Source organism: Mesorhizobium sp. CNPSo 4661, from assembly GCF_057784215.1.
Map to the genome: position 1 here is coordinate 48,039 of NZ_JBWGIO010000019.1, position 16,421 is coordinate 64,459.

General features: G+C 60.1%; 15 protein-coding genes. 11 read left to right on the forward strand and 4 right to left on the reverse strand.

Annotation, left to right across the window (positions count from 1 at the left end):
* Window positions 1-8: 8 nt before the first annotated feature.
* The 3 genes from AC0YKC_RS26375 to AC0YKC_RS26385 all read right to left on the reverse strand — a co-directional run bounded on the left by AC0YKC_RS26375 (window position 9) and on the right by AC0YKC_RS26385 (window position 3,768).
* Window positions 9-986, reverse strand: a complete 978-nt coding sequence (locus tag AC0YKC_RS26375; protein ID WP_488513200.1) for an ABC transporter permease — start codon at window positions 984-986, stop codon at window positions 9-11.
* Entirely contained in the window at window positions 976-2,562 is a 1,587-nt protein-coding gene (locus AC0YKC_RS26380; protein ID WP_488513201.1) for a sugar ABC transporter ATP-binding protein, read from the reverse strand. The genes AC0YKC_RS26375 and AC0YKC_RS26380 overlap by 11 nt, the downstream gene beginning before the upstream one ends.
* Window positions 2,563-2,637: 75 nt before the next feature.
* Entirely contained in the window at window positions 2,638-3,768 is a 1,131-nt protein-coding gene (locus tag AC0YKC_RS26385) for a substrate-binding domain-containing protein (RefSeq protein WP_488513202.1), read from the reverse strand.
* 193 nt (window positions 3,769-3,961) lie between these two features.
* On the opposite strand from AC0YKC_RS26385, the gene AC0YKC_RS26390 reads away from it, so the two are divergent.
* The 11 genes from AC0YKC_RS26390 to AC0YKC_RS26440 all read left to right on the forward strand — a co-directional run bounded on the left by AC0YKC_RS26390 (window position 3,962) and on the right by AC0YKC_RS26440 (window position 15,622).
* Complete coding sequence (locus AC0YKC_RS26390) at window positions 3,962-4,813, forward strand: SDR family NAD(P)-dependent oxidoreductase (protein WP_488513203.1); 852 nt, start codon at window positions 3,962-3,964, stop codon at window positions 4,811-4,813.
* 260 nt (window positions 4,814-5,073) lie between these two features.
* A complete protein-coding gene (locus AC0YKC_RS26395; RefSeq protein ID WP_488513204.1) occupies window positions 5,074-6,576 on the forward strand; it encodes an aminoacyl-histidine dipeptidase in 1,503 nt (500 codons plus the stop codon).
* Window positions 6,577-6,584: 8 nt separating this feature from the next.
* Window positions 6,585-7,055, forward strand: coding sequence for a cupin domain-containing protein (locus tag AC0YKC_RS26400; RefSeq protein ID WP_488513205.1), 471 nt, complete (start codon window positions 6,585-6,587; stop codon window positions 7,053-7,055).
* Entirely contained in the window at window positions 7,055-7,459 is a 405-nt protein-coding gene (locus AC0YKC_RS26405; RefSeq protein WP_488513206.1) for a cupin domain-containing protein, read from the forward strand. Before AC0YKC_RS26400 ends, AC0YKC_RS26405 begins: the two co-directional genes overlap by 1 nt.
* Before the next feature lie 86 nt (window positions 7,460-7,545).
* Window positions 7,546-8,616: a sugar ABC transporter substrate-binding protein gene (locus tag AC0YKC_RS26410; protein WP_488513207.1), complete on the forward strand. Its 1,071-nt coding sequence runs from the start codon at window positions 7,546-7,548 to the stop codon at window positions 8,614-8,616.
* 65 nt (window positions 8,617-8,681) lie between these two features.
* On the forward strand, window positions 8,682-10,217 hold the full coding sequence (locus tag AC0YKC_RS26415; protein ID WP_488513208.1) for a sugar ABC transporter ATP-binding protein: 1,536 nt from the start codon (window positions 8,682-8,684) through the stop codon (window positions 10,215-10,217).
* The gene (locus AC0YKC_RS26420) at window positions 10,210-11,184 is read left to right on the forward strand and encodes an ABC transporter permease (RefSeq protein WP_488513209.1); all 975 of its coding nucleotides are present in this window, start codon (window positions 10,210-10,212) and stop codon (window positions 11,182-11,184) included. The genes AC0YKC_RS26415 and AC0YKC_RS26420 overlap by 8 nt, the downstream gene beginning before the upstream one ends.
* 10 nt (window positions 11,185-11,194) lie before the next feature.
* Window positions 11,195-11,905: an L-ribulose-5-phosphate 4-epimerase AraD gene (gene araD, locus AC0YKC_RS26425; RefSeq protein WP_488513210.1), complete on the forward strand. Its 711-nt coding sequence runs from the start codon at window positions 11,195-11,197 to the stop codon at window positions 11,903-11,905.
* Window positions 11,906-11,907: 2 nt separating this feature from the next.
* Window positions 11,908-13,524, forward strand: coding sequence for a ribulokinase (locus AC0YKC_RS26430; protein WP_488513211.1), 1,617 nt, complete (start codon window positions 11,908-11,910; stop codon window positions 13,522-13,524).
* Window positions 13,525-13,561: 37 nt separating this feature from the next.
* On the forward strand, window positions 13,562-14,503 hold the full coding sequence (locus AC0YKC_RS26435; protein ID WP_488513212.1) for a LysR substrate-binding domain-containing protein: 942 nt from the start codon (window positions 13,562-13,564) through the stop codon (window positions 14,501-14,503).
* 198 nt (window positions 14,504-14,701) lie between these two features.
* Window positions 14,702-15,622, forward strand: a complete 921-nt coding sequence (locus AC0YKC_RS26440) for a LysR substrate-binding domain-containing protein (protein WP_488513213.1) — start codon at window positions 14,702-14,704, stop codon at window positions 15,620-15,622.
* A 186-nt stretch (window positions 15,623-15,808) separates the two neighbouring features.
* Here AC0YKC_RS26440 and dhaL read toward each other — a convergent pair whose 3' ends face one another.
* Window positions 15,809-16,417 carry a dihydroxyacetone kinase subunit DhaL gene (dhaL, locus tag AC0YKC_RS26445; RefSeq protein WP_488513265.1) on the reverse strand — a complete coding sequence of 203 codons (609 nt, stop codon included), beginning with the start codon at window positions 16,415-16,417 and terminating at the stop codon, window positions 15,809-15,811.
* Between the last annotated feature and the right edge of the window lie 4 nt (window positions 16,418-16,421).

Genomic DNA, 16,421 nt, shown 5'->3' on the forward strand with positions numbered 1-16,421 from the left:
ACACTCGCTTACCGGCCGCGCCCGATGGCGACCGCGAGGATGATCAGGACCCCGCGGGCGATGAGCTGTTGGCTGTATTCCAGTCCGGCAAGGATCAAGCCGTTGTTGATAACGCCGATCAGCAGCGCTCCAACGATCGATCCGATCACGGTCCCGCGTCCGCCGAAAAGGCTAGTGCCGCCAAGGACGACCGCGGCAATGACCGAGAGCTCGTCACCTTCTCCAAGCTGAAACCTGCCGGACTGCAGACGGCCGGCATAGAGCATGCCGGCGATCGCGGCGGCCAGGCCGGTCAGCAGCAGCACCTGGAACTTGACCTTCCTGACGTTGACGCCGCTATAGCGCGCCGCGATCGGATTGCCGCCAGCCGCCATGACCTGACGTCCGAACGGCGTCTTGCGAAGCGCTACGTGAGCGAGCGCGCCGAGGACGGCGACCCATACGACCAGCACAGGTAACGGGCCGATGTTGCCGGACCCGAAGGCGAAGATGAAGGCGTCGTCGACGACCGGCACCGGAGAGGTGCCGCTGACCCACATGCCGACGCCTCTGGCAATGCCCATCATGCCGAGCGTCACCAGAAACGAGGGAATGTTGAGATAGGCGGTCAGCCCGCCATTCACCGCGCCGACGAGAAGCCCGAGCGCCAAGCCGGAGGCAACGCCGGCTACGATGCCGTACTGCATGAGCGCCATACCGGCCACAACGGAAGTCAGGCCGGCGATCGCGCCAACGGAAAGATCGATTTCACCGGCGGAAAGCACGAATGACATCGCCATCGCCATAATTGCAACGATCGCCGTCTGGCGCAGGATGTTGAGCAGGTTGTTGGCCGACAGGAACCCTCGCTCCTGCAGCAACAAGGCGAACACCACAAAAATTGCAACGAACCCTATATAGACGACATAGTCGCGCCAATTGCCGTACCACGGCTGGGTTTGCGCCGCCGGGAGCTCCTTTTTGAGGGCTTTGGTGTCAATGGACATTTTGGCTCGCCTTCTGTATAGAGACCTGCAATCCCAGTTCTGTCCGGATCAGCGCCGACTGCGCTTCGTCACCGACGGCAGTGGCCCAGCCGTCGATCTCCTCACGATCGATTTCTCGCGCCAACCGGCCGTTGCTCAGCACCAGTATCCGGTCGCTTGTCGCCAGCAGTTCCGCCGGCTCCGATGAGATGACGATGACCGACTTACCCTCGGCTGCGATGCCACGGATCAATTCGACGATCTCAGCCTTCGACCCGATGTCCACACCCGCGGTCGGCTCATCGAGGATCACCACGGACGGGTCGGTGGCAAGCCATTTCGCGATGACGATCTTCTGTTGATTGCCACCCGACAGGTTCCGAACCCGGTTCTCAGCTGATGGCGTCTTGATCCTCAGTCTCGCAATGAGGTCCGAGGTCAGCACGCTTTCCTTCCTTCTGTCGATGAGCGGCCCCTTGACCAGGCTTTCGATTTGCGGAAGCCCCAGATTGTGACCGACGCTGTGTTCGACGACCAAGCCTTCGTCATGCCGGCTCTCCGGGATCAGCACGATCCCGGCATCGATTGCGTCAGAAGGAGACCTCAACTCAAGGGACTTACCGCCCAGCTCGATCGTGCCTGCCGTCTTGGCGTCCACGCCGAACAACACGCGCGCCATCTCGCTGCGGCCCGCGCCCATGAGCCCCGCGATTCCCAAGACCTCGCCCTTGTGGACGTCGAAGCTGATGCGATCAGGTTTTCCGTGCGGTCCCGAAAGGTTCCGGACTGCGAGCGCCGGTGGACCCGTCCTGTCGACGGGATGGGGGCGGTATTCGAAGCCGGTGACGCGCTTGCCGACCATATGCTGGACGATAAGGTCAAGCGTGAAGTCCGCCATCTTGCCGCTAGTGACGTTCTGCCCGTCCCTGAGGATCGTGATCTCGTCGGCAATCGTCATGATTTCAGTCATGCGGTGCGACACGTAGATGATTGCCGTGCCGACGGTCGTCAATTTGCGCAGCATGCCAAAGAGCGTGTCCACTTCCTGCGCGCTCAGCGATGATGTCGGCTCGTCGAGTATCAGGACGCGTGCTTTCTGGGAGATTGCCTTGGCGATTTCGGTGAGCTGGGCCTGGCCTGGGCTGAGGTCTGAAACAGGCGTATGCGGATCGACCGTCAGATTGAGCTCGCCGATGATCGCGGCTGCAAGTTCGTTCTCGCGGCGCTGGTCAACCAACATGCCGAATCGCCTTGGCTCTCGCTTCAGGAAGATGTTCTGCGCAATCGAAAGCGTGGGGATCAGGCTGAGCTCCTGGAAGATCATCTCGATTCCGAGGCGACGCGAATTTTCCGGCGAAATGGTCATCATCGGCTCGCCAAAGATTTTGATCGAGCCATCGGTGGGGGTGACGACGCCTTGCAGTATCTTGAGCAAGGTGCTCTTGCCGGCGCCGTTCTCGCCTACCAGCGCATGGATGGTGCCCGGCCGAATCGTCAGGCTCACACCTCGCAGCGCCCGCACACCACCGTAGGACTTGGTGATGTCGGTCATGGTGACGGCCGCGACATCTTCACGCGCCTTCTTCGGGTCGGTCATAGCGCTTTCCATCGCTGTACTAACTTTCCATCGCTGTACTAAAATGGGGAGCGGCGAACGCCGCTCCCCAGGTCCTCATTTCATCGCCTTCACGAGAATCTCGGGAGCCTGATCGCCATTGGAAAGAGGCCATGCCTTGAGCAGATTCTCACGCGAAACGGCGAGCGCTGGAAGCACGACGTAGGGGGGAGCTTCCTTGCCAAGCAGTGCGTAACCGGCCAGGACGCCTTCCGCGTATCCGGCGCCGAACGGACGTTGCGAGCCGGTTCCCTTGACGTAGCCCTTCTTGGCCATGTCGAGCGCTATGTTGACGCCAAGGTCGCACGTGGTGATCACAAGATTTGTGGAAGCCCCGACAGACCGCGCAGCGGACAAAACGCCTTCCGTCGGAACGTCCCATACCGCCCAGATTCCGTTCAGGTTGGGGTGCGCGGTCAGCATCGCGGAAGCTATGCGCTCGGACTCACCGGAGAAGTCGGGGCCACCGACGCCTTGTTCCTCGACTACCTTGATATCGGGGAATGCCTTAATCGCTTCCTTGAACCCGACTACGCGCTCGACCGTCGCGAAGAGATCGGAGGCGTGCGGAATAAGCGCAATTTCGCCCTTGCCGTCCAACGCCTTCGCCATCAGCAGGGCCGCGACCTTACCCATGCCGCGATTATCGGAGGACACCAGACTGACATAGTCCTTGCCGGGCTTCATGCCGGCGCCCGCCTGGTCGAGAAAGACGATCTTGATCCCGGCTGCGGCAGCCTTCATGTAGGCTGCGGCCGTTGCCGACTGCTCCGCAGGTACGGTTATCATAATATCAGGCTTGAGGGCCATGACGCTCTCGATGTCGGCTACCTGTTGCTCGGCACGGTAGCCGGCGTCGGTGACGGCGACGATCTTGACGCCGAGTTCATCGAGCGCCTTCTTCTGGCCAGCCATCTGAGCCTTGGCCCAATCCGAGGCCGTGTAGTGCATGACGATGGCAGCCGTGGCCTTCTTCGCCTTTATCTTATCGATCTCCTCAGCGGTCAGCTTCAGGTCGCTGGCGAGGGTGGCCTTTTCGCCGTTCGGTCCGGGGGCGGGATTGCTTTCGATTTCCTTGACTTGCTGCGTAATGTCGATGGCGTAAGCACTGGGCGTGTAGGCCGCGCTAAGCGCGAGCGCAACGATCATCGCCAAGCTGCGGATTGGTTTGCGAATCTCCTGGTTCATTCCGTTCCTCCCATGGACAAAGTTTTCAATGAGTACGACGTTGAATTCGGTAATGTATGCATTAAATGATCCCTGATGCAAGTCAATTCCGTCATGTCGCTTCTCGCGTGACGGGTGCAGGCAACGGCGGGCAACGCTGTTCGCACGCCTTCGTTGACAGGCAGAGCCGTTTAAAACTCGAAGGAAGAAAGAAATGACCGAGCGAACAGATCAGATCATCGCCCCCGGCAGAGTCGCGGTCGTCACCGGCTCAGCCAAGGGACTTGGAGCAGCGTTAGCGCGAAGGTTGGCCGCTGAGGGCATGCGGCTTGCCCTGTTCGACAAAGATGCTGGAGCCCTGGACGACTTTGCGTCTTCGCTCGAAGGGGAGCACATCACGATGGTGGGCGACGTGGCGGACCGGTCTGCCCTGAAGCAGCTATGCAATGATGTGTATCACCGCTTCGCAGACGTCGCGTTGCTCATTAACAACGCAGCTATCGCTGAGCGAGCTGGCCCGTGGGATGACGGCAAGCTTTGGCGGCGGCAGATGGACGTGAACTTCTTCGCCGTTGTCGAAGCCCAGCATCTTTTCGTTCCCAGGATGGTCGATGCCGATCTCCCTGCCGCGATTGTCAACCTTGGATCGAAGGAAGGGATCACGACGCCGCCAGGGAACGCTGCCTATTCCGTAGCCAAGGCAGGTATCAAGGTTCTGACTGAGCAACTATCTCACGAATTGCTGAAGGCGGCGGATGGGAGGGTGACCGCTCATCTGCTGGTGCCCGGATACACATGGACACCGATGAACTTCCCGGGTCTGAACGCGCTGTCCGACCAGAAGCCCGAGGAACCATGGACAGCCGAGCAGGTCGTGGAGTTGTTCCTCGAACGGTTCCACAACGAAGACTTCTACATCATCTGCCCAGACAATGCGGTGACGCCGGCGCTGGACGCCAAGCGCATTCGCTGGGCAGCCGAAGATATGATTCAGAACCGCCCGGCACTGTCGAGGTGGCATCCCAACTGGAAAGCCGAGTTCGCGCGCTGGCTCAAGCAGACATGAGGTGGTGCGCACACCAAGCAGCGGCAGCGGTCGGCCCCGCGACGACACCTAGCCGTTAGGTGAATTTTTCTCACCTATTTCGACAAATAATGCGTTTGAAATGTCGAACGAGACAGATGATGTTGCAGTTGCAAAGGCACCCTTAGCGGTTCGTCTGAGCTGAGACGGAGGAATTGCAGCCATCATAGCGTTGTCTGCCGCCGAACATACTTCGGCGAACGCAGAGATATTGCCTGATATTCACATTGGAGGATAAGCAGATGAACGTATCTGCTGGGATAGTCGAGCGCTCGAAAAACAATTCAGTTCTGTCGGGTTTGGAGCCAGCGATATTCTTCGGGTTCTTCGAGGAAATCAGCGCGATACCGCGCGGGTCCTTCAACGAAAAGCAGGTCAGCGATCATATCGCGGCCTTTGCCCGGGCAAGAGGTCTCGAGGTATATCAAGATGACGTCTGGAACCTCGTTATCAAAAAGCCGGGCACACCAGGCTATGAGAACGCTCCCACGCTCATTCTGCATGGCCACACCGACATCGTGTGTGAGAGCGATGAGGGGGTCGACCATGACTTCCAGAACGAAGGCATCAAGCTGAGGGTTGTCGGGGATTTTATCCATGGCACCGGGACGACACTGGGTGCGGACAATACGGTCGGTGTCGCATTTGCCATGTCGTTGCTTGCTTCGGACGATATCGCGCACCCACCTCTCGAAGTGGTCCTGACCGTTCAGGAGGAAGTCGGGAAAGGAGGCGCCCAGTATCTTGATGGCGCCAAGCTGTCTGGCAAGCGTCTGCTGGACATGAACTGGCATGATCCGAAGTCCTTGTTCGCCGGCTGCGCGGGCGACATCTCGGCTCGCTTTCAGATCCCGCTCAAACTAACGGAGCGCCTTGCCGGCCAGAAGGCGGCTGTGCTTCGTGTTTCTGGCCTCAGCAGCGGGCATTCCGAGTTCGACATTCATCTGGAGCGCGCGAACGCCATCGTCCTGCTTGGACGGCTGCTGCGGTTGGCTATGAAGCAATCCGGACTTGGCGTCATTCAGGTGAACGGCGGCGTCAATCGCTATGTCATTCCTGGCGAGGCAGAGGCCGTTATCTCCGCCGATCCGGCTCAGTTTGCGGCGCTGCAGGGCGCGATCGCGGCGGAGGGCAAGACACTGGCCGCAGAGTACTCCGTTAGCGACCCCACCCTCAAGGTGAGCCTGATCGAGACTGACAGTGACGCCATCTCGGTGTTTGCACCCGATGTGGCAAGGGCAATGGTCAGCGCAATGAACCTGCTGCCGAACGGCGTCCAGAGCCGCAGCCTGGTGGTGGATAATCTGGTGGAGAGCTCCAACACGGTGGCTCTGCTGTCCAGCGACAAGGAGCGGATCGAGATTGTGTCCACCATTCCGAGCGCGGTCAGCTCTCGTCGCTACAACATCGTCGACCGCATCCGTGAACTGTCCGAGGTCATCGGGCTCGGATCATCAGTCGAAACATTCGCTGATTGCCCGGAGTGGCCGTACAATCCGAACTCGCGCATGCTGGCCGCCGGCCGCGCTGCCTACGCCAGGGAATTCGGCGAACTGCCCCATATCGAGGTTTCGCATTCGAGCCTCGAACTCGGTCTTTTCAGGAAGAAGGTGCCGGACATCGACATGCTCTCGATCGGGCCGGAGGCCTTCGATGTTCATACAACGCGCGAACGTCTGAACCATACGACGGTGCCGGCCACCTGGCGCCTCCTCAAGGCGTTACTCTCCGAACTGCGAATCTGAGGCGACCAATGGCGAAACTGCCGAGCTATTTTGGGAATTTTCCCCACCCACCGAGCGAGAAGCGGCCGTTCCATCTGACGACGGATCGCTTCAAGACGTTTATTTATACGGGCAACAAGCCCTATTCGAGCGACCTCAACTATTTGCTCGCCAGCACCGACAAGATGACCACGGGGATCTATCAGCTGGCCCCGGGCAGCAACTTTGACCCTGCGGACATCCATGCAGGAGACGAAGTCTACTACGTCCTCGAGGGCGTGGTTCATCTTCTCAATCCGGAGACCGGGCAGACCGAACGCCTGGCGCCCGGGGATTCCATCCTGATCCCCAAGGGGGTTCCACACCGCGGCTACAATTTCGCCGACCAGGCGGCCGTGATCCTGTTCTGCATTGCCCCACGCATCTGGGACGAGAGCGGTCCGCCGACCGGTTATGCTGGAGCGACACGACTGTTCAAGTCCCAGAGGAGGGCTTCCTGATGAGCCTCGACAAGATCGGCAACTGGCCAGTCGATGGCGCCGAGGCCCGCCTCAAGGGCCATTTGGTCAAGGTTGCCAAGGAAAATCGCCTCAATCTCGTTTGGGGCCAGGATCATCCTGTACTGATGGAGCTATGCGTCAGCAACGATTACATGCACGCCGGTGAAATCGTCATCCCCGTGGGCGGAATAGGCCCCAGGGCAAGCGAACCGGTTAGCCACGAGGGCGATGCCGTATTCTACGTGCTGAACGGTCCTGCGACCTTCTATGTCGCCGCGACTGACGACACGTTCCACATCCGCGAGAGGGAGGGTTTTTTCCTGCCTGCCGGCGTCAGCTACCAATGCCTTAACTACGGCTCCAACCCGATCCGCATGGTCTTCACCATAGCGCCAGGTCTCTGAGCCTCAGACCACGTCGATTTTGGAATGTCATCCGCGGAGTGATCCCGCGGGCAAGGACTTGTCTTGTCACAACCAGGGAGGATCTCGTGACCATAGTGAAACGTACATTGTTCGGTGCCGTCGCCATCGCGGCAGCCATCGCACTACAGCCCGCCTTCGCCGGGCAAGTAGACTACAGCGCCGTGTTCCCCGGCATTCTGATGGACAAGGACATCAAGCCGACCGGCCAGGAAATGAAGCCCGTCAAGAAGGACAATCGACCGCTCAAGGTCGGCTTCCTGCCCACCGCGATGGATACCTATTACCAGCGGGTCCTGGCCGGCGTGAAGGAGGAGATCGACAAGCGCGGCGGACCCGATCAGATCGAGCTTCTCGTTCAGGCTCCGAGCAGCCAGTCCGCAACCGATGACCAGATCAGAGCCATGGAAGCCTGGATCAACGACGGCGTCGACGCGATCGCCGTGGCCCTCTACAATGAGGGGGCCTTGCTGCCGTCCATCCGTCGGGCGACCGAAGCTGGCATCCCGATCTTCCTGTTCAACTCCCCGGTAGCCGACAATCCCTATTATGTCAGCGATGTCGGCTACGATCAGAGCGATGGTGGCCGTGCTCAGGCGCAGTGGCTCGTCGACACCTACGGTGACAAGGAGGTCAAGATCGGCATCCTCGAAGGCCTGCCTGGCCCGCACACCAGCCAGCGCATGAAGGGGTTCAACGAGATCATCTCCAAGCACCCGAACTTCAAGATCGTCGCCGAGCAGCCCGCCGGCTGGGTCCGCGCCCAGGGCCTAAGCGTGACTGAGAATATGTTCACCGCACATCCCGAAATAGAGGTCCTCGTCGCGCTCTATGACGAGATGGCGCTCGGCGGCCTGCAGGCTCTCAAGGCCAAGGGTCTCAACGGCAAGGTCGCGATCGTCGGCTACGAAAACATGAAGGAAGCAAATGATGCCATCCTGACCGGCGACTTTGCGGCGACTGTCGATACGGGTGCGAAGGAAGAGGGGCGCAACATCATCCGCGCGGTCGACGAGTTCCTGATGAAGGGCAATCCACTGCCCAAGAAAATCTTCGTCGCGCCAAAGACCTATGACGCCAAGAACATCAAGACCTTCGACCAGAACGACTACGTCTACGTACAGCAGCCGAAAACGTGACGCCGTCACGGCCTCGCTCAGTCGCGGCCCTTTTCTAAAGGGCCGCGAACGCCAAGGAGATCGAAATGATCCAGAGTCCGCTGCTTGAAATGAAGGGGATCGGCAAGCGCTTCGGCAACACGGTCGCGCTTCGTGACATCGACCTTGTGCTCAACGCGGGCGAGGTGCTCGGTCTGGTTGGCGAAAACGGCGCGGGCAAATCCAGCCTCATGAAAATTCTGGCGGGCGCTTATTCGCGCGATTCAGGTGCCATCTCGGTTCGCGGCAGGGAGGTCGAACTCGACAATCCCAAGGCGGGAGCAGACGCGGGCATTGCCATCATCTACCAGGAACTCAGCCTGTTCCCAGACTTCGACGCCGCCCAGAACATCTTCGCCGGCCGTGAGCTGCGCAACCGGGACTTCGCGCTCGCCCCGCTGGATCATGGGCGTATGCGCAGCGAGGCGCGTCGTATTCTCCATGACGATCTCGGCGCAGACGTTCCCATCGATCGCCCAGTCCGCGAACTGACCCTTTCCGACCGACAGATGATCGAGATCGCGAAAGCCATCAGCAGCAATGCCGACATCATCATCATGGACGAGCCGACCGAGGCGCTCGAGGAAGTCGAGCGGAAAAAGCTCATCGCCACGATCAAGCGGCTGCAGGGCTCGGGCAAGGCGATCATCTATGTTTCCCACCGCATCAAGGAGCTTCTTGGGATCTGCAGTCGCGTCATGGTCCTGCGCGACGGCCGAACCGTCGCCGACCTTCCGGTCGCCGATCTCGACGTCGACAAAGTGGTCAACGCCATGATCGGCGGCGCTCTCTCAAAGCAGTTTCCTCCCCGCGTCCCTGCGAGGTCCGACCCCTCGCTGGAAGTGCGCGGCCTGTCGAAGAGAGGCGCCTTCGAGGACATCTCGTTCGCGCTCTCCAAGGGTGAGATTTTCGGTATCGCGGGACTGGAAGGATCGGGCAAGAGCGCGTTGCTGCGCGCCCTTTTTGGCCAGCGGCCATGCGATAGCGGCGCCATCAAAATCGACGGCAGGGACGTCCGGATAGCGGACACAACGGACGCAATCCGGGAACGTTTTGCCTTCCTGCCGGCTGAGAGGAAGGCCGAAGGGATCTTTACCCAACACTCGGTGGGCTGGAACCTCTCGATCGCCAACCTTGGCGCCCTGGGCAAGGTCACCTTGCTTCCGTCCAGGGAGAAGGATGTCGCTGGACACTACATCGCGAAGCTTGGCGTTAAATGCGACGGCGCGCATGCCGACATTGAGTCACTGAGCGGCGGAAACCAGCAGAAAGTTATGCTGGCCAGATGGCTCCTTACTGAGCCCAGGCTCCTGTTGCTCGAGGAGCCGACCAGGGGCGTTGATGTGAGGGCCAAATCCGAGGTCTACACGCTTATCCAGGCAGCCGCCAACGACGGATGCAGTGTCATCATCGTGTCCGCCGACAACGCTGAACTGCTCGGGCTCTGCCACCGCGTGGCAGTCATGTTCGAAGGGGCCATCACCGCCGTGCTGGACGCGGCCACGTCGAGGGAAGAAACGCTGGCGCTTCATTCCGTGCGGCCGCCGGAAGCTCGTCATCCAGTGGGAGTTATCAATGGCTGAAGTTGCACTCATGCGGCGACGGTTCACTCTGAAGCTTGGGCGTGCCAATGGCAACGCGGGCGTCTACATCGCTTTCGTTTTCCTGCTGATCGCACTTGGTTTCGCCGCCCCGCGATTTTTCACTTTCGGAAACCTGACGGACGTGCTGCGTCAGGCCGTTCCGATCGCCGTTATAGCCTTCGGTGCGACCTTCGTCATTGGCATGCGAGGCATCGATCTTTCGGTCGGCTCCACTCTGGCCTTGACGGGACTTGCGACCGCCAACCTCGTCGTGCTCGCATATCCAATCTCGGTTGCTTGTCTTGCCGGTCTTGGCGTGGGAGCGTTAATCGGGCTGGTCAATGGGCTTTTGATTACCAAGGTCGGCGTCACCGACTTCATCGCGACGATGGCGATCATGGTCATCAGCCGCGGCGTGGTGATGGTCTACACCCAGGGTATCCCCATCACGGGGGCTTCAGATCCGGCGTTTCGATCGATCGGTCAGGGCTATCTCGGTCGTATCCCGGTCCCGGTGATCCTGACCGTCGTCGTGTTCGCGGCTGCTTACTATCTGCTCTACTACACCCGTTTCGGCCGCTTCGTGCTGTCCATCGGCAGCAACCCGGACGCCGCTCGTCTGGTCGGGATTCCGACCGACACCATCAAGATCATGGTCTATGTGCTGGTTGGCGTCCTGTCGTCCTGCGCCGGCATAATGCTCACCTCGCGGCTCGAGGCAGCGATGCCGGAGGCGGGACAGGGCTATGAGCTCGACGTCATCGCAGCCGTCGTGATCGGTGGTACCGGGCTCTCCGGCGGCCGCGCGACGCTGGTCGGCACCGCAGTCGGGGCGGTCCTGATGGCGGTCGTGCGAAACGCGCTCAACCTGCTGAACGTCAACACGTTCTGGCACCAGGTGGTCATCGGCACCATCATCTTGATGGCGGTCGCTGCCGACCGGTTCAACCGCAGTCGCAAGGCCTGAGGTGGGTAACGTGAAATATTCTGAACTGCGTAAATCCGTTTTCGACGCCAATTTCGAACTCTACGAGAGCGGTCTTGTAATCTCCACTTTCGGCAATGTCAGCGCCATTGATCGACTCGAAGGGGTGGTTGCGATTAAGCCCAGCGGCGTCTCTTACAAGGCGATGAGCGTCGGCGACATTGTGGTTGCCGACCTCGATGGCAACATAGTCGACGGCGACCTGCGGCCCTCGTCCGACATCGACACTCATCTCGAACTCTATAGGCACTTCAGATCCATTGGCGCCGTTGTCCATACACATTCCTTCTTCGCCACGGCATGGGCTCAGTCTGGCCAGCCGATCCCGCCCATGGGGACCACCCATGCAGACTATTTCAAGGGCACGATCCCCGTCACGCGCCAGCTGACCGATGGCGAAATATGCCATGACTACGTCCGCAACACCGGTCGCGTCATCGTCGAGGCCTTAGGCAACAACGATCCGATGTCGATTCCGGCCGCGCTCGTCAACGATCACGGTCCTTTCTGTTGGGGCATCGATGCCGCGGATGCCGTCCACCACGCCGCAATGCTCGAGGCAGTAGCCCGCATAGCGTTCCATTCGCGCCAGATCAGCGACGAGAACGCGGAGATGTCGGGCGCACTCCTTGATCGGCATTTCCGGCGCAAGCATGGACATGGCGCGACATATGGCCAGCCTGGACGAAACAGACGGATATGACGATGTCGATTGTAGCTGGCGTTGACTTTGGCACTTTGAGCGTTCGGGTAACACTCGCCGACACTGAGCAAGGCTCGCTGGGGACGGCGTTCGCGGAATATCCGCTCGGGCGGCTGCGCTCCGATCCTGACCTGGCCACACAGTCGCATCGCGACCATATGGACGCTTTGGCCCGCGCGATGCGCCTTGCGCTCGCCGACTGCGCGATCGACGGAAGCGAAGTCCGCGCGATCGCCATGGACACGACAGGATCTTCGGTCATCCCTGTCGACAGGAACCTCAACCCCTTGAGCGACTACTATCTGTGGTGCGACCACCGTGCGAAGGCCGAAGCCGAGGAAATCACGGCCACGGCGCATGAAACGCATCTCGAGGCCATCGAATGGTGTGGAGGCACCTATTCGCATGAATGGGGTTTCGCCAAGCTCCTTCACTGGTTGCGTCACAATCCAGACCTGCGAGAACGTTTTGGAACGGCGCTTGAACATTGCGACATGGCCGCCGCCGTGCTGACGGGCGTGACCGACAGCTCGGCCATAGTGCGCAGCGTTTGCGCCATGGGCCACAAATGGATGTGGAATCCGAAATGGGGCGGGCTCCCTTCGCAAGCCTTTCTTTCCCGGGTCGACCCACTTTTCGACGGGATTCGCGAGAAAATCAGCGGCTCGTATCAGACGTCGGCAAATGTGGCAGGTCGGTTAAGCCCTCTATGGGCCGATAGGCTGGGGTTGACCGCGGGTATTCCGGTTCCGGTTGGAGCCTTCGACGCCCATTGGGACGCGATCGGCGCCGGCTGCAGGCTGGGTGACGTAGTCAACGTGATAGGCACGTCGACATGCATCATCGCCGTCAGCGAACGCGTTAAATTGATACCTGGCGTATGCGGTGTCGTTCCCGGCAGCGCCCACCCGGATCTGGTCGGCGTCGAGGCGGGGCTTTCGGCGACCGGTGACATCTTCGACGCCATCGCCAAGCGCGCTTCAACCTCTGTTTCGAAATTGTCAGAGGGGCTGGAGGGGATGGAAGGCGGCAAAACAGGACTGATGCGGTTTGCATGGGACAATGGCGACCGAACCGTCCTGGTGAGGTCCGACCTAGGCGGTATGACCATCGGGTGGCATCTGGGGCACACGGCCCAGGATGAACTCTATGCCGCCATCGAGGGGACCGCGTTCCACACCCGCATCATCCTGGAGCGGATGGAAGAACATGGCGTTCCCGTCCACCGTGTCATCAACGGCGGCGGCGTGCCCCAGAAGAACCCTTTGCTCAACCAGATCTACGCGAATGTGCTGGGCAAGCCGATATTGGTTCCTGACGGCCTTCCGACAGGCCTGGGCTCAAGCATTTTCGCCAGCCTTGCATCAAGGGATCACAGCAGCATCGAGGCCGCGCAGGCGCAGATGTGCGTTGGCTTCAGGAGGTACGAACCCGATCCCTCGACGCGCGAACGCTATGAGATGCTCTACCAGCTCTACAAGCAGGTCTACATGGGCTTTGGCACGTCGAGCCGCAGTAACTTCTCCCAGGTGCTCGGCGACATCAAACGGATCGCCGCTGGAGAGGAGGTCAGATCGGACATAGGTCAGCGTCCCCTGCGAAAGGTGGCCGCGATATGACCGCACGGCTGGCCAATAGCGCATCTGGGCGGGTGCCATGCACGGAGCGGCCATGACGTCGGTCCCATCGATGCGAGCGATCCAGTCTTTCGTTCTGGCCGGCAGGATGGGTTCGTTCCTTGAGGCGGCGCTAAGCCTGCAACTCACGCCTTCCGCCGTCAGTCACCAGATCAGGCTGATGGAAGAGGATCTGGGCGAGAAACTGTTCCATCGGATTGGAAGATCCGTTTCACTGACCGAAGTGGGTGAGCGCTACCACCGGGATCTGGCGGAAGCGCTCTCCATGATTGAGCACGCCACCAGCGAAGTGTCGCGGCGCAACAGTGTCGACGTTCTGAGCGTCGGCTGCGCGCCGAGCCTGGCTTCGCTGTGGCTGATGCCTCGTCTGCCGATCTTTGAGGAGCTTCACCCCTCGATCGAAATACGGCTGCTTTCCTCGTCGGACCTGTCGAAACTGACGGATGGCTCTGTGGACGTGGACATTTGCTACGGCAGCGCGCCTCGTCTGGGCTCGATCGCGTCAGAGGATTTTCCGCTGGAGACCATCGTCGTTGCCTGCTCGCCCGAGATCGCATCCTCGAACAATTCTATCGTCAAGCCCTCGGACCTGATCGGCCACACACTGATCAGGTCGGAGCAGACGCCCTACAGCTGGCATCAATGGGCCAAGGACCACAATCTCCAGATCGATCTGACGCGTGGTCCTCGGTTTCGCGACGCTTTCATGTCGATTGCCGCCGCCGTAGAGGGCAGGGGGGTGTGCCTGGAAAGCTACCGACTGCTTGAGAGGGAGATCGAGAAAGGAAATCTCCTTCTGCCCTTCGGCATGACAGGACCGAATCTGCGCTGTCACAGCCTGACCTATGTGCGATCGAGACTGCGCTCATACAAGATCAGCGCCTTCAGAAGTTGGCTTGAACGCCTGTGGTTGGACGAAAGCGAGGCGGTCGAGATCGAGGCGCGTCGTCGCGCAGGCTAAGCTCAAGCCAATCACAACAATCGCGACAGGCCAGGTTGGCCGAGCGAAGATGTCAAGCATGAGGCGATTCATTCCTGAAAATCGCCTCCCTTCGTCGCGCTAACACGTCCACTTGCGGAAGGTCGAACTTGGCTGGCATTGTGGTCTGGCGGATCATCGATTTGCGCGCACAGAAAACGGCATTGGGAGGACGAGAGCGTGCCGACGCGTGAATTGCCCTCACTGCGGTCCTTGAAGGTTCTAGAGGCCGTGGCCAGGCTCGGCTCTTTTGGCAAGGCCGCTGTCGAATTGAGTATAAGCCCTTCCGCCGTCAGTCATCAGATGGCGGCGCTCGAGACGGAGCTCGGGATCGCTATTTTCCACCGCTCCGGACGATCAACAATGCTGACGGATGCTGGGCGTGCCTATGCTGAAGAGATTGGGGCATCGTTCCAACGGATGGAAAGCGCAACACGCAACTTTACCGCCAAAGGTAAGAGCGATGTCCTGAACATCCATTCGGTGGTCAGCCTCGCCTCCCAATGGCTGATGCCGAGACTGGCTCGCTTCAGCGCCAGATATCCAGAAATCGACTTGCGGCTGCATGCCTCGAGTGAGCCTGCTGAACTGCGCACGGGTACGGTCGACATTGACATCCGCTATGGCTCACAGCCGAATGAGGTCGGCATCGCCGTCGAACCATTCCCGCCCGAACTTATCGTCGTGCTCTGCTCACCGGCACTTACTCTCAGAGAGAGCGGATTCCGCTCCCCCCAGGACCTAACCAAGTTCCCCCTGATCCATTCAGAGGTGAATCTCTATCGTTGGCAGGATTGGGCAAACGACCATGGGATAAAACTCGATACGGATCGCGGCCTGCGCTTCGACCGGTCCTTCATGTCCATCAATGCCGCTGCTGACGGGTTGGGAGTGTGTCTGGAAAGTCTGATGCTGGTGCATCAAGATCTGAAGAGCGGGCGACTTGTCGCTCCTCTCGGGATCCAGGGACCCTGGATGACCTGTCATAGTCTCGTCTACCTTAGATCGAGGCTGCGAACTCCGAAGATTGCGCTGTTTCGCCAGTGGATTGAAGAGGCTCTCCAGGACGATAAAGATCTTGTGCTTTCGGTCCGATGCTGATGAGTGTTTGGTCCCTGCGTCAGGTCTGGAGGGGACCACTCGCCCCATCAAAGCGTGGGGATCAAACACCTAGGGTCCATATACACACTATGGACACCGATTGCTGAAGAAGCGCTTTAACCTGTCGCGTTGCTGAGCTGTTATTCGCTCACTGACATCGATTGCAGCGGACAGCAGGCAGATGACTCAAGCAGTCTTCATCGCATTGCAGATTTCTTCGACCAGCATGGCGGCCGAAATCGAGCCGGGGTCCGGGTGCCCCAAGGAACGCTCGCCGAGACGTGCGGCGCGGCCGACGGTTGCGACCATGTTGCGTGTCGCTTCCGCACCCTCTCGGGCCGCCGCGATTATGGCATCGGCATTCTGACCATCGAGTGCGGCATCGGCGGCCGGGCCCCAGGCATCGAGCATCGTCTTCTGGCCGGGCTCCGCCTTGCCACGCTGGACGATGCCGTCGCGCATCGCCGCAATGATGGTCCGCAGTTCGCCCTTCGGCATTGATGTGCGCGGACCTGCGGCCTTGCCGGCGCGTAGAAGGGCGGTCGCGTAGAGTGGTCCCGACGAGGCGCCGACCGCGTTGAGAAAGCCTTTGGCGGCGGCATTGAAGACTTCCTGCAGCGTGCCCTCGGCGGCCTGGGCGGCATCGGCCGCGGCTTTCATGCCTTGTTCCATGGCAATACCGTGGTCGGCATCCCCAATGACCCCATCAAGGGCGCAGAGCCTGTCGCGCTCAGTTGCCATCCGTGCAGAGATGGTGCCGAAAAGGGTTTTCAAATCCGCGGTCGTAAACTCCATCTCG